General features: G+C 45.7%; 5 protein-coding genes. 2 read left to right on the plus strand and 3 right to left on the minus strand.

Annotation, left to right across the window (positions count from 1 at the left end; all coding sequences use genetic code 11):
* Positions 1 to 12 precede the first annotated feature (12 nt).
* The gene (locus V7K50_RS21425) at positions 13 to 2,067 is read right to left on the minus strand and encodes a sensor histidine kinase (RefSeq protein WP_334963481.1); all 2,055 of its coding nucleotides are present in this window, start codon (positions 2,065 to 2,067) and stop codon (positions 13 to 15) included.
* A gap of 412 nt (positions 2,068 to 2,479) precedes the next feature.
* On the opposite strand from V7K50_RS21425, the gene V7K50_RS21430 reads away from it, so the two are divergent.
* Positions 2,480 to 11,734, plus strand: a complete 9,255-nt coding sequence (locus tag V7K50_RS21430; RefSeq protein WP_334963483.1) for a PAS domain S-box protein — start codon at positions 2,480 to 2,482, stop codon at positions 11,732 to 11,734.
* Positions 11,735 to 11,975: 241 nt separating this feature from the next.
* Complete coding sequence (locus V7K50_RS21435) at positions 11,976 to 13,097, plus strand: hybrid sensor histidine kinase/response regulator (RefSeq protein WP_334963485.1); 1,122 nt, start codon at positions 11,976 to 11,978, stop codon at positions 13,095 to 13,097.
* A gap of 309 nt (positions 13,098 to 13,406) precedes the next feature.
* Here the strand turns inward: V7K50_RS21435 and V7K50_RS21440 are convergent, their stop codons facing one another.
* Together V7K50_RS21440 and V7K50_RS21445 are read right to left on the minus strand one after the other, a co-directional pair.
* Positions 13,407 to 15,140, minus strand: a complete 1,734-nt coding sequence (locus V7K50_RS21440) for an EAL domain-containing response regulator (RefSeq protein ID WP_334963487.1) — start codon at positions 15,138 to 15,140, stop codon at positions 13,407 to 13,409.
* A 366-nt stretch (positions 15,141 to 15,506) separates the two neighbouring features.
* Positions 15,507 to 15,908 carry a sensor histidine kinase gene (locus V7K50_RS21445; RefSeq protein WP_334963489.1) on the minus strand — a complete coding sequence of 134 codons (402 nt, stop codon included), beginning with the start codon at positions 15,906 to 15,908 and terminating at the stop codon, positions 15,507 to 15,509.
* Positions 15,909 to 16,022: the final 114 nt, after the last annotated feature.

Below are 16,022 nucleotides of genomic sequence, written 5' to 3' on the forward strand. Positions count from 1 at the left end.
GATTATTTCTCCTTATGCTGCTAAAACAAGGTGTTTGATCGATTCGTTCTCAGTTTCATTACTTTTTCTGGTTTGCTTCACGGGAAGCGTAACCGTGAAGGTTGTGCCAATTCCTACATGACTATCTACCTTGATTTCACCACCATGTATATCGACACATTTGCGGACGATCGCCAGCCCTAAACCTGTACCGGGAATGCGTCCTACATTCTTGGCGCGGTGAAACGACTCAAATAAAAGGGCTTGGTCTTCAACGGGAATGCCAATGCCTCGATCTTGAATATGAAAAGCAATGCTTTCTGATTGCCAAACCAATTTAAAGTAGATTGTGCTTCCTGGATCGGAATATTTGACTGCATTCGTTAGCAAGTTAGACAGAATTCTTTGGAGTAATTTCTCATCCAGTTGAAGGTTATTACGATTCTGATGCTGACGGATTTTATATCGAAGCAGCGGATCTTTAGAGAGCGGAGCATACGGATTAAAGATTAGCGCAGGAGCGCAGAGAGCTTGACTCGAATGCCTCGCCATTTTCAGAGCCAAACACAAAGTCAGATAGAACCAGCTACGACTAACTGATTTACGCTCATCGATAATAGACAGATTAATTATGTGTTCAGGGGCGCTGATCTGCATTTCCTCCACTAAATTGTGACAAAATTGCACGATATTGAGGGGTGCTGGCTTAAACTCCAGCCCGTTAAGGTCTGCTCGGTTAATCATCAACACATCGTCTAGTAGTTGGGTGATATGATTGATCGACTTTTGAACATACTGAAACTGCTTTTGGCTTTGGGCTGGATTGAGGCGGTGTCCATAATCTTCTAGGATACCAATGGAGGACGATACAACCGCCAGGGGGGTACGAAACTCGTGAGATGCCATTGAGATAAAGCGCGACTTCAATTCATTTAGTTCTCGCTCTTTCTCCAGTGCTTTACGCATATCGGCTTCTGCTTGTTTTCGCTCGGTGATATCTCGACAGGTAAGCACAATACCCGCTACATTAGGGTCATCTAAAAGGTTTTTGACAATTACCTCAAAGTCTCGCCAGCTGCCATCTGCATGATGCAAACGAAATTCTGCCGTCACATCAAGGGCTGGATTGTCAAGGGTATAGCCGAAGAGATTTTCAGCTACTAATTGGTCGTCAGGATGCACCAGTTTTGCAAGATTTTCTGCCATCCAATCCTCTGGGCTGCATCCAAGGATGTTGCTAATAGAGGGACTGACATAGGTAACTTGTCCATTGGCTGCAAGTGTGGCAATGATATTAGAAACATTTTGAACCAGAGAGCGAAATCGTTCTTCGCTTTTCTCTATCGTTGCCATTTTGATACTGACTTGCTGGGCAATAAATGACGCAATTAATGCCAGGATTAAAATGACTATTGTTGCAGCACCAATTGCAGTAGCCAGACTAGATACATCTATTAGGTTGCTAGAACTCTCGATCGATGTCTTAGCCGTTGGATGAAAGCAGACAGCGTTCATTGCCGTATAGTGCATTCCGCAGATTGCAGCCCCCATAATGACGCTACTACTGATTTTTCGCAATTTGCCGATTGGATTTGTTTCCCCTTTAATTCGGAATGTCAGCCAGAGAGCGATGATGGAAGCACATAGGGCAAAGAGGATCGAGGCAATAATAAACAGCAAATTATAGTGAGCCGTTCCCTCAAGTCTCATGGCTGCCATACCGGTGTAGTGCATTGCCCCAACTCCACTTCCCAGGAAAATTCCACCTATGACCAGATTGAAGGTTGTGTCTCGGTAACTGGTAATAAACAATGCCCCTCCTGATGCGACGATCGCCACCATCAGGGACGAAAGCACCACAGGCAGATCGTAAAAAACTGGTGTAGGAAGCTGGTAAGCCAGCATAGCAATAAAGTGCATTGACCAAATTCCAATGCCCATTGCAGCCGCACCTCCAGCGAGCCAAAAAAGACGTGCCAGATTACGAGCTGCCATGATTCGTCCTGCTAGGTCGAGTGCTGTATAAGCAGCAAAGACAGAAATGCAGAATGAAAGGATTGCGAGGCGAATATCGTAGGTTGCCGTCATAGTTAAAGCCTGAACAATGAGAGTGGAGCTGAATTTAAAACTCTACTCTTTAAAATTAGGCCTAGAAGATTGCTTGTAAAAGAGAGTAATCCCTTAATCTCTGATGGGTTTTACCTTTGTTGCCTTGTTTACTTAAGTGCATCAAGAGGAAGTTTTTACTAGCAATGGGGAAATTACTAGATACTAAATACTGTTTTCGTAGAATTACTGATAAACTCACAGAAAAGCAAGCTGAGAAATAAATTATCCTATACTAAAAACAGGTTGTAGCTTGACTTTTAAACCCGATAAAAAATTAACAAGCAAAGTTTTCTTTGCCGAAGCAAACGTCAAGCAATCAGGTGTTTTCAGTATAAGTCAAGAAAGTCCTTTTGGAGAATAGACTAGACTTAATCGTTAGAGCAATCTCTAGGTGGTGTTCTGGTTTTACCCTGAATCACCCGATGTTTCTTATCCCACTATTGCGGCTGGAAAGGTTATGTTCTTGCCCCACTCATTTATGCTAAGGCAAGCCTTAGAAAACACGATCGCACCTCTGCCCACCACCGTTACGCCAGATATGCTGGTGACAGAGGCGATCGCACTTTTGAACTCCAGTTCTGGCAACTTTGATCCGGGAATAGCCGCTAACATCTGCACAGGCTGTTTAGCTGTAGTCAGTGAAAACCAACTGGTGGGACTGTTCAGCGAACGAGTGGTGATACGTCTGGTTGCCAGTGGGCGATCGCTCGCTGGAGTCACTTTAGCAGAAGTGATTGAACCACCAGCGATCGCCTTACGCCAATCTGAGTTAACTAATCCTGATGTTGCCCTGAGCCTCTTACAAAAACACCAGATTCAGCACTTGCCGATATTAGACGACAATGGGCAGTTGTTGGGGCTGCTGACCTGGGAAAGTTTATGCCGTTTGCTGCAACCTGTAGAACCCGATCGCCCAGATGAGGCATCAATCACAGCTTTGAAACTTCAGACAGAACGATCGCAGCTTTTGATGGCAGTCTCAACGAGGATTCGGGCTTCGCTGAGTTTATCAGAAATACTCGATGCCACGGTGTCTGAAGTACGGCAGTTTTTGGGCTGCGATCGCGTGTCGATCTATCATTTTTTGGAAAATGGGCAGTTTCAGGTCGTGGCAGAGTCCCTCGCCGCCGGTCAACGCTCCTTTGTCAGTGAAGCGATTTACGATCCTTGCTTTGCTCCAGATTGGGCAGATCGATACGGACAAGGACGAGTGCGAGTGGTTTCTGATATTTATACAGCAGAGATGACCCCCTGCCATGTTGAGTTATTGGAGCATTTGCAGATTAGAGCCAAAATTCTAGTGCCGGCGATCGTTAACAACCAATTTTGGGGACTCGTTAGCGCCAGTGAATCGGCTGTGCCGCGTGATTGGCAACCGGCTGAGGTCACATTTTTAGAACAACTTGCCATTCAGGTGGCGATCGCTATTCAACACAGCGAAACGGCAACCCGATTCCGGCAACAACGGGAAGCCTTTCAGGCATTACTAGATCGTGCCCCTGACGTGATTTTTCGGCTCGATCTAGACTTACACTACCTCTATCTCAACGCAGCAGTAGAGGTTGAATTCGGCTATGCGGCAGCAGCGTTGATTGGTCAACCACTGCTCGCTGCCACCCTTGCCCAAGAAAATTTTGCCGAGTGGCAAACCGTAACTCAGCGAATAGCAGCAACCGGACAAGAAGAAACGATTGAATATCAACTCCGCACTCACTCGCGTTCCATCTGGTTTCAAACCCGTGTCGTTCCAGAATATGACATGGATGGAACTATCATGTCGTTTCTATGCGTGGCGCGTAATTTTACCTACAAGAAGCAAGCCCAAGCAAGACAAGTTGCTTATATCAACGTATTACTAGAGTGGCAAAACCGCCATCATGCTGCCCAGTTAGCCACTAGGCAAGTGCTGTATGAATGGGATACTGTCTGTGATCATGTGACCTGGGGCATTAATACCGATCAAGTGTTTGGCTATACTTCCTCTAAAATGCCCCAGACATCAACCGATTGGTTTGCCAGCATTCATCCAGAGGATCTGGAGTGGGCGCAAACGTCAGCAGCAGATTTCTTTGAGCATCAGGAACATCTCTGCTTGCAATATCGATGGCAACATCAGGCTGGGCATTACATCTGGATTGAAGCTCAAGCGCAGTTTTTTGCAGATGTTAACGGCAGCTTAAATCGCATTATCGGATATGTCACTGATATTAGTGAGAGAAAACGGCTTGAAGCCGAACGCACGCAGCTAGAAACTGCCCTCAGAGAAAGCGAAGCCCAACTCCGACAAATTTTTGACAACAGTCAGGATGTATTTTTTCTCAAATCCCTCAATGGCGAGCAGATGATTTATACCAGCCCAGCCTGGGAAGATATTTACCAAACGCCGTTGCAGCAAACCTATGATAATCCTCAAGCTTGGCTCGATTTTATTCATCCAGAAGATCGCGATCGCGTAGTTATGTTTAACCAGCAAGCTTGTCAAGGGGAAAAGGTTGACTCTCTTGGCTATCGAATTGTCCGTCCAGATAACTCCATTCGCTGGATCTGGAACCGCACTTTTCCGATTCGCAACGAAGCCGGAGAGATTTACCGTCTTGCTGGGGTCAACATCGATATTACTGAGCAAAAACAACTGGAACTGGAATTAAGCGCAGTCAAAGAACGCTATCAACTCGCCATTCGAGGTATCGGCGAAGGAGTGTGGGATTGGGATATTGTCAGCGATCGCATTATTGCCAGCGATCGCTATTGGGAAATTTTAGGCTACCCACCCCCAGCCGAAAACGCCTCCAAGTTTGCCTATGAGGTGCTTTGGGAACATATCCATCCAGACGATAGCGATCTTATCCAATCAACCTTACAACGCCATCTAGAAGACCATTTTCCCTATGAAGTAGAATTTCGCAGACGTAAGCATTCGGGTGATTATATTTGGTGTCGTTCTCGTGGAGAGGCAATTCGCGATCAAACTGGCAAGCCGATTCGCATGGTGGGAGCGATCGCAGATATCACAGAACGGAAAGCAATGGCAACTGCTCTAGAAGCGAGTGAAGAAACCTTGCGTCAGGTGGTCAATACAGTTCCTGGAGTGGTTTATACCTATTGCCGTTGTGTGGATGGAACGAAAAGTTTTCGATTTATTAGCCAAGGTGTTATCAAACTTTGCGATCGCACCCCAGAGGAAATCCTCAACGACTCCCAAGTGCTTTGGAATCTGATCGTTCCAGAGGATGGAGAGAGGGTGCGGGATTTGATTGACCAATCTGCTGCAATGCTCACCCCTTGGATGGCAGAGTTTTGCATAACTGCTAGCGGGGTCTTAAAATGGGTTTCCGGTCATTCCGTCCCCTCCCGACAAGCAGATGGCAGCATTATTTGGCACGGCATTCTGATTGATATTAGCGAAAAGGCACAGCTAGAAGCCGAACGCAAACAGGCTGAACTGGAACTGCGAAAATTTGTTTCGCTGGCAGATAACAGCCCAGATTTTATTGGCATGTGCGACATGAATTTTGTGCCATTTTATCTCAATGTAGCGGGCAGGGAAATGGTTGGGTTGGATGATTTGCAGCAATTCAGTCAAACCCCCGTCGAGGAATTTTTCTTTCCCGAAGATCGAGATTTTATCCTGAATGAATTTTTTCCGCAAGTTTTGCGCGAGGGACAAGGGAAAATCGAAATTCGTCTCCGTCATTTCCAAACGGGTGAAGCTCTGTGGATGATTTACAATACGCTTTATATTCGAGACAAAAACGATCAGCCGATTGGTCTGGCTACCATCAGCGTCAATATTAGCGATCGCAAACAAGCCGAAGCCGAACTGCTTCAACAGGAAGAATTTCTCCGTAGCATCTACACAGGAGCAGAACTAGCGATTTTTGTGATTGAGGTGAGCATAGATCAAGAATTTCGCTTCCTGGAATTCAACCCTGTGGCTGAGCGATACGGCTCGGTTACCTCCGAAGAAATTCAGGGTAAAACGCCAGAGGAAGCATTTGGTGAGGCGGTCGGTTCAGCAATCCGGCAAAACTATGCCCTATGTCTAAAATCGGGTCAGAAGATTAGCTATGAAGAATATCTTCCTTTCTCAACGGGTTCAATTTGGACGCTCACCAACCTATTTCCAATCCGCAGCGAAGCGGGAAATATCCATCGCATCATTGGTACAGCTATTGATATCACCGATCGCAAACAGGTTGAAGCCGCTCTGCTAGCGAGTGAACAAACCTTAAGTCAGGTCATGAATACCGTGCCTGGAGCGGTTTTTAAATATCGGCGGTCGGCGGATGCGGCAGATGGTTTTGTGTTTATCAGCCAGGGCATTGTCGATCTGTATGAGCATACACCGGAGGAAATCCTCAACAATGGGCTAATGGCCTGGGATATCGTGCTACCCGAAGATATGGAGCAGATCAGTGCTTCGAGCGACCGATCGGCAGCAACCCTCGATCCGTGGGAAATTGAGTTTCGCATCCGAACTCCTAGCAACGTCTTGAAGTGGATTTTAGGACATTCTATCCCCTCCCAGGAAGAGGATGGCAGTATTGTCTGGTGTGGCATTCTCACCGATATTAGCGATCGCAAACAAGCCGAGCTAGAACGCCAGCGCAGCGAAGCTCTGCTTCAGGCATTTATTGCAGCCTCTCCAGTTGGACTAACCCTGTTCGATCGGGAACTGCGCTACCTCTATGTCAATGAGGCATTAGCCAAAATCAACGACCTGCCGTTAAGTGAGCATTTGGAACGCACATTATGGGAAGTTTTTCCGGAAATGGCATCTCAGTTTGCTCCCATGCTGCTCCAGGTTATGGAAACCCAAGTGCCAGTTCTGAATCTGGAGTTTAGCGGTGAGATCAAGCCGGGTGCATTTCGCAGCTGCATCTCCAATCACTATCCCGTTTGTTTACCCAATGGGGAAGTAATCGGCGTTGGCGTATCCGTGATGGACGTAACCGAACTTGTCCAGGCACAACAAGAACTGAGGAAAAGCGAAGCCCGGTTCCGTACCTTGGCAGACAACATTTCTCAGTTTGCCTGGATAACCGACGAACACGGCTGGATTGAATGGTATAACCAGCGCTGGTTTGACTACACAGGCACCACGCTGGCAGAAATGCAGGGCTGGGGATGGCAGCAGGTACATCACCCCGATTATGTCGATCGGGTAATGAAGAAAGTTAGCCGCTGCTTTGAAACAGGCGAAATCTGGGAAGATACCTTTCCCTTACGCGGTCGAGATGGAGAGTACCGCTGGTTTCTCTCTCGTGCTATTCCCATCCGAGATGAACAGGGTAGGGTGTTACGCTGGTTTGGCACGAATACGGACATTACCGAACAAAAGCAAGCCGAAGTGGCTCTGCAAACAAGCGAGCAAATGCTGCGTCAGCTTAGTAATATGGTGCCTGGAGCCGTCTATAAATATCGCCGCTTGCTGGGTGAATCAGAGGGCTTCATATTTATGAGCCAAGGTATTGTCGATTTGTATGAATATACGCCAGAGGAAATCCTTAACGATACGCAAATCGTATGGAATATTATTTTGCCAGAAGATATCGAAGAAGTCCATACCTCGCTCGATCGAGCGACTGCCAAACTCGAAGTTTGGGAGATCGAGTTTCGCATCAGAACTCCTAGCGGCGTCTTGAAGTGGATTTCCGGAAATTCTATTCCCTCTCTAGAAGAGGGTGGCACTATTATTTGGTTTGGTATTCTCACAGATATTAGCGATCGCAAACAAGACGAGCTAGCACTTCGAGCCAGCGAACAGCGTTATTTAAATTTGGCTGAACTATCGCCAGTTGGCATTTTCCACACTCATGCTAACGGAGAATGTAACTATGTTAATTCGCGCTGGTGTCAACTAGCAGGACTGTCCTTCAATGAGGCAATGGGCATGGGGTGGACACAAGCGCTGCACCCCGAAGACCACCATTTGGTCTTTGTCAACTGGCAGAGAGCTACCCAGTCCCAGACTCCCTTTTTAATGGAGTATCGCTTTCAGAGACCAGATGGAAAGGTGTACTGGCTGATCGGTTTGGCGATCGCTGAAACTGATATCGCTGGCAAAGTAACTGGCTATATCGGAACCATCACTGACATCAGCGATCGCAAATACTCTGAACAAGCCCTGCAAGAGAGCGAACAACGCTACCGCTACCTGGCAGAAGCAATACCCCAGATGGTCTGGTTGGCAGACGTAACAGGTGCCGTTCACTACTTGAATCAGCGTTGGTATGACTATACGGGGCTGAGTGAAGCTGAGTCAATGGGATTGGATGGAGCCGTAGCAATTCATCCCGATGACCGCGATCACACGCTCCAGCAATGGGGACAAGCCATCATAACGGGCAAGTTCTTTGAGATCGAATATCGTGTCCATCATCATCAAGGACTATACCACTGGTTTCTGGCGCGGGGAGTGCCAATCCAAAACCTAGCAGGAGCAATTACAGGCTGGGTCGGCACAATTACCGATATCGATAACTTTAAACGCGCAGAACTGGCACGGAAACAGAGCGAAGCCCGTTTCCGTGCTGTGTTTGAGCAAGCAGCAGTGGGAATTGTGGAAATGGATGTGGCGGGTGGATTTTTGCGGGCTAATCGCCGTATTTGCGACCAATTAGGCTATACGGCAGCAGAAATACTTGAGCGAAACTTCCAGAGTCTCATACCCAGACCCGATGATTTAAAGCTATTTTTAAACTACTGGCAACAGCTTTTCGCCAACAAAATTGATTCCTTTTCGCTGGAAAAATATGTGCTTCACAAAAACGGAGAGTTGCGCTGGTGCAACGTTACGGTGGCTTCAGTTCGTGATGCCGATGGAAACATAAATTATTCCATTGGTGTAATTCAAGATATGCAAGATCGCAAACAAGCCGAGCTGGCTCTGCAAGCTTCAGAGGCAAAACTGAATGATGTGTTGAACAGTGCAGGCGCGTCAATTGGGCATTTTCGATATTATCCAAATGGTGTTTGGGAAACTGAGTATCATTCTAGGGGATCTGAACGAGTCTTTGGCTATAAACCAGACGAATTTCTGGCGGAACTCTGGTTATCGGGAATTGTCTCAGGAGATTGGGCAATCATCCAGGAGCCGATGCTGGCGGCGATTAAAGCAGAGATAGAAACCACGTTTGAGTATCGCTTTCATCATCAAGATGGCTCAACTCGATGGGTTTTAGATACGCTGACATCTCGCTGGAACGAAAGCGATGGCTGCTGGGTTGTAACAGCAATTGGCACAGATGAGAGCGATCGCAAACATGCAGAACTGGCACTACAAGAACTTAACCAGGAGCTAGAAGCCAGAATTGCTCGACGCACAGCAGCGTTGAGTGAGAGTGAGGTACGCTATCGGGCTTTGTTTGAACAGGCCGCCGCCGGTATTAGCCAATGTCATCCATCAGGACGCTATATCCAAGTCAATCAACGCTTTTGCGATTTGACTGGCTATACTCAATCTGAGCTACTGGATATGTCCTGGCAAGACTTGATTCATCTAGAAGATTTGGAAGTAACCCAAAGTGAGTTGGCTCATTTACATCGCGCTGAGTTGGCATCGATAACCACTGAAATCCGCTATATCCGCAAAGATCGTCGGCTACAATGGGTCAGTCTGACAGTATCGATGCTGTACAATGCTGCGGGTACACTCATTGGTGACTTGGCGGTGGTGGAAGACATTAGCGATCGCAAGCAAATTGAGCGACAACTGCAAAACAGCGAAAAGCGCCTCAAAGAAATCATTTCTAAGACAGTCGATGGCATCCTAATTCTGAATTCCCAAGGACAGATTCTTTTCAGCAATCCGGCTGCCGATCGGATTTTCAATTGCCAGAAGCCAGACTACCAGGGTGCAGATTTGGGAATTCCCATCACACTCCAAAAGACCTTTGAACTGGAGATTCCGCATCCCACTAGCAGGGTGACTACAGTTGAAGTGCGCGTTGAGGAAATTACCTGGCAGGATCGCAAAGCCTTTCTAGCCGCAATCCGAGATATCAGCTACCGCAAGCAAACTGAGATCGATCTGCAAGCAAGCGAGCTTTCCTATCGCACCCTGGCTGAAAACCTACCCGGAATTGTCTACAAGCTGTATCCCGATCGACATAATACATTTGTCTTTTTTAACGATCGCTTAACGAAGTTATTCCAGCTTGAACCGGTAGATATCGCCAATCAAGGCACTCTCTGCCCAGTCAACTCGCTGATTGTACCAGAAGACCGCGATCGCGTTATCGAAGCAATTCAAGCCGCGATCATCAATCAACAGCCCTTTCAAGTCGAATATTGCATTTACATCCCCACAACTCAACAAAAGCGATATTTGCTCGAGCAAGGCAGCACCGTAACTGACGACATTGGGCAAGCGTTGCATATTGTTGGCATTATTTTTGATGTCACAGAAATCAAACAGACTGAGGAAAAACTTCGGAAAATTAATGAACGACTGACCATTGCCAATGCAGAACTCGCGCGAGCGACCCGCCTCAAAGACGAATTTCTGGCAAACATGAGCCACGAACTCCGTACCCCCCTGAACTCCATCCTGGGACTGTCTGAAGTCTTGCAAGAAAGAACCTATGGCGATTTAACCGAGCAACAACACCACGCCTTAACCACAATTCAAACCAATGGTCAGCATTTATTAGAGCTAATTAATGACATTCTCGATCTAGCCAAAATCGAATCTGGCAAGCTAGATTTACAAATGATACCCGTTTCAGTTCAGCAACTTTGTCGAAGCACAATTCCTTTTATCCAACAGCAAGCCTTCAAAAAGCAAATTAGTTTTACCCTTGAACTGTCTCCCGATCTAACTTACATCGAGTTAGACGAACGACTTATGCGGCAGGTATTGATCAACCTGCTGACCAATGCCGTCAAGTTTACACCCAACGGTGGTACTGTCATTCTAAAAGTGGAAGGCAATGCAGCAGAACAAACATTGAGCTTCAGTGCGATCGATACTGGCATTGGGATTGCTCCAGAAAACATTGACAAGCTGTTTCAGCCCTTTGTTCAAATCGATAGCAATTTGTCTCGGCGTTATGCTGGTACGGGGTTAGGTTTAGCCTTAGTCCGACGCATTATCGAGCTACACAAAGGCTCCGTGACGGTTCGCAGCATTGTCGATCAGGGCAGCCAATTTACAGTGGTGCTTCCCTGGAAACACGCCAACCCGCCCAACTCAGACAAGCCTCTCGATCGCACCGTTGCTGTTGCCCAAATTGCTTCACAATTCTCACCTGGAGAAACAAAGAATATAGCAGAGAAACCTGTCGTTCTACTGGTAGACGATAACCTGGATAATATTGAGACGCTAAAAGCCTATTTAGAATTGAAAGGTTTTAACATTGTAGTTGCCCACAATGGTTTACAAGCGATTCATCTCACTCAGGCGCAGTCCTTCAACTTGATTTTGATGGATATTCAAATGCCAAATATGAATGGGCTAGAAGCGATTCGCCAAATTCGATTGCAGGAGCAAGACAAGCACACTCCCATCCTGGCGGTAACGGCTTTAGCTATGTCCGGGGATAAAGAACAGTGTTTAGCTGCTGGAGCAAATGATTATTTAACCAAACCCATCAGTCCCATCCATCTCGTCAACGTGATCAAGAAATATCTCCAGTTGTCCTAACTGAATATGTCTGATAGCGAGGGGAGAGTTTAAAGGAAATGGAATGATGGCTGTCGGCCACACTTAGTTATCTTTGCTCGGTGTGTTGTACGGTTGTTCGTAGATGAGTGGATACTGTTGGAAAAAGTGTTACAAATCGATAGACAAAAGTGTTACAACTAGAAGCCGCAACTATAGATAAAGGTGTAAGCTTACGTAATACTTAAAAATACAAGTATGTTTTACATTCGCCAACAGTATCATGAGTGAATTTGAAATAGTCAATCAAGAACTGACGATTCTGTTAGTGGATGACGAACCCGACAACTTTGAAGTCATCAGCGGCATTCTGTACAATTGTGGCTATCGTTTGGGATATGCATCCAGTGGTGTTAGTGCCTTAGAACGGCTAAAAAGGAGTCAGCCTGATGTGATTTTGCTTGATGTGATGATGCCAGAGTTAGATGGCATTGAGGTGTGCTATCGCATCAAGGCTAATCCAAATTGGAAGCATATTCCGATCGTTATGGTTACTGCATTGAATGCGAAAGAAGATTTAGCTCGTTGCCTCGAAGCTGGAGCCGATGATTTTCTGAGTAAGCCTGTAAGTGCAGTAGAGTTACGCGCCAGAATTGGCTCGATGCTCCGCATTAAGCAACAGTATGATGCCCTCAAAGCCTCTCTGCAACTGCGATCGGACATGGCAAATATGATTGTGCATGATTTGCGTAATCCCCTATCCAGCATTCTTCTGTCCTGTGAAATGCTGGATCGAGCAAAGTTGCCCGATCAATATCAAACTCGGATCAATCGCATAAAAATAGCGGAACAACAGTTGCGATCGCTAACCGAAAGCCTACTGCTAATGGCAAAACTAGAGTCAGGAAAAATGATCCTGAATCTTGAGGAAATTCATCTGAGTCAGCTTGTTAATACTTGTATCAGCGATATGCAGGCGATCGCAGGGCAGAAAATGATTCAGATGATTGCCGACTTCCCAGAACTCGAAAGACCCATTTGCGCCGATAAGCTTGTGATGCGTCGAGTTTTAGACAATTTATTGTTAAATGCGATTAAATTTTCTCCGTCTAAAAGTCAAGTCACGGTGCAAGTCAATTATTTAGATGAGTTGACGACCCAGATTCGAGTGATTGATATGGGTGTTGGAATCACTGATGACCTGAAGCAACGGGTCTTTGAAAAGTATGAAATTGGTACTCTGATGGAAAACATTGAGCAAGTTGGCTTGGGGTTAGCATTTTGTCAGATGGCGATCGAAGCTCATGGCGGCAGAATCTCAGTGAAAGATAATCAGCCTCAAGGGTCAGTCATGTTAATAGAAATCAGCAGCCTTTCTTCAGCCACAAAACATCCTTATTTTTGAAATAGGCCGATCCCTCAGTTTAAGATTAGATTTTTCCCTAGTCCAAGCAAGAAGATTAATATAGGAATCCGCTTTGATTCCTGAAATTATTTGCGTAGAGAGGGAACTCTTAACGGGGAATAAGGAACAGGGAAGAAAGTACTACTCAAAAACATACTTAAGAACGTTCATCTTTTATTGGGATTCAGTCATCATTTTTATTCCAAGAGATTTAAAGAAGAGAAAATTGCGATCGTCAATTTCTTTTTCTGGCGATCGCCTACACTTCCTGCTCAAGTTTTGGGTAGGTGCGCTTATATTTGATGTACATCAATTGCCGTAAGGGTTTAGAGTTTCGCACCGATCGGCGATCAGTTGAGTGGCTGCTTGGCTGGGCAACGGTTTAGAGAACAAGTAACCCTGTCCCAACTTACAGTTCAATTCTTTTAATTTTTCCAGTTGAACTGAGGTTTCTATTCCTTCTGCCACGATGTTAATATCCAGGCTGTCAGCCAGAGCAATAATAGCTTTAATCACGGCATTTTGCCCATCTACATCAATCTGGCTAATAAAAGAGCGATCGACTTTCAGCGTATCAATTGGAAACTGATGCAAACGGCTCAAGCAGGAGTAACCTGTGCCGAAGTCATCAATACATAACTTAATTTGCAACGATTTCAGCGATTGGAGGATGTTATTTTTATCCTCTGTCATTTCTAAGAGATAACTTTCAGTTACTTCTAGTTTTAAGCACTCACCAGACAAATTATAGTGATGCAATATTTGTGCCAGATGCTGACTAAAGTCAATTTGATTCAATTGCAGCGCGCTGATATTAACGTTCACGTTCAAGTCAGAGTATTGAGGAAACTGCTGTTGCCAGCTTCGCAATTGATTACAGGCTTCTTGGAGAATCCACCAGCCTAACTCGTCAATTAGCCCCTTTGCTTCCGCGATCGGAATAAACTGAATCGGTGGTATGAGTCCCCTCTCAGGATGATTCCAGCGAATCAATGCTTCAAACCCGATTAACTGATTTGTAAACAAATGAACGATTGGTTGATAATATAAGCAAAATTCTTGCTGTTTACCCGAATATGCGCTTTCGAGAATTGCTCGTCTCAAGTCCGTTTCTAACTGCAACTGCTCAGAAAGATTAACTCGCATTGCTGGATCGAACACAGTATATCCATTCTTGCTTGCTGTTCTGGCATGATGCATTGTTAGGGAAGCATCGGCGAGCAGATCGATGGCGTTGCTATAGCAAAACTGGCTGTGCGTAATCCCGATACTTATGCTGCTGAATACTTCACAGCCGCCTAAATCGAATGCCTGTTTTAGACTCCGTTGATGAAGTTGCTCGGCTAGCTGGGTTGCTGTCGATAGATCCGAAATGTTTTCTAGAATAATAATAAATTCGTCACCGCCAAAATAGGCGAGGAACTGATCGGGCGCAAGGATCTGCCGCAGTTGAGTGGCTACAGTTTGCAGCAAGCGATCGCTCATCAGTTGCCCAAACGCATCGTTGATCTCCTTCAAACTATCTAAGCCAACAAATAGCACGGCATACTCAGAGGTTGTATTTGTGGGTGTCTGTTGAATTAACCGATTGAGTTGCTCGATTAAGTACGGTTTGTTGGGTAAGTGGGTCAACGAATCCCAGAGTACAGAGTTCTGCTGAACCTGGGATGCAGTTTCCTGCTTGGCGAGTCGGGCGGCGATCGCTGCTAATAATTCATCAACACTAAAAGGTTTCGTCAAATAATCGTCTGCACCCAGGTTCATACCCTGACGAATATCTTCACGGGAGCTTTTAGCACTCAAAAAAATAAAGGGGACTAATGCAGTATCTAGACTCTGCCTTAATGTCGATAACACCTCGTAGCCATCTGCACCTGACATCATCACATCGCAGAGAATCAGTCTTGGATGCTGGGACTGAGCCAAGGAGATCCCCGTTTGTCCGTCTTCGGCTTGCACGACTTCAAAGCCTTCAGCTTCTAAAATGTCAAGAATCTCTTCGCGCAATGAAACTTCATCTTCAATGACTAATATTTTGCACATATTCAGTAAATTGACCAATAAAAATAAATTATGTTAGGAAAGAGAAACTAGACTAAATCCCTCTTCTCTCCTGACTGGTTGGTGAGTTTCGACTACGCTCAACTACCGTGAAGGCGAACTACTACCTCCTGACTTGAAAATGCTCCTTCGATGAGTATCTATATAGATCAGTATAGATCAGTCTCACATCGCATTTTCATGCAAGGCTTTTGAAACTTGTTTCATCGGGACTGCCTCCTGCCTCCTGACGACGCTCGCAGACTCGCTAACGCTGCGCTATCCTGCCTCCTCCCCGATCTCAACGACAAATTTTTATGCCGACTTACTTAGTCTCTCATATAGATTGTCCTCATAAGTTTCTCTCATTTAGTTAGGAGCCAAGGCAACAGGCAGATTAGTCTCAATAGGCAGTTGAAGCGTAAACTGAGTCCAACCCGCTTTGCTACTAATTTGAACTTTACCGCTTAGTCGTTCAGCCAATTTCTCAACCAGTGTTAAGCCTAGACCATTCCCCCCTTGCTGCCATCGATCGACCTCTGGTGCCCGATAAAACGGTTGGAACAGATTGGGAATGAACTCATCTGGAATCTCTGCCTCGTTGCTAACAATGAGCATAATCATCTGACCATCCGAATTTATTGCCGCGGATGCAGTCAAATCACAACGAGCTTCCAAAACAATCTTGCCGCAGGGAGCCGTGTACTTACACGCATTGTTGAGCAGTTCGCTCAAGATGCGCTTGAAATCTGCGGCATCGATTATGGGCATTGGCAAATAGGGTGGAATGCAGGGCAAACGCATCTTATTTACTAATAAAAACTAAGAAAGATTGCAAAATGATATAGATAATTGCAAAAATTGATGTAACGATAAGCAAACTAA

Origin of the sequence: Nostoc sp. (assembly GCF_036917135.1) — a bacterium.
Lineage (GTDB): Bacteria > Cyanobacteriota > Cyanobacteriia > Cyanobacteriales > Nostocaceae > Nostoc.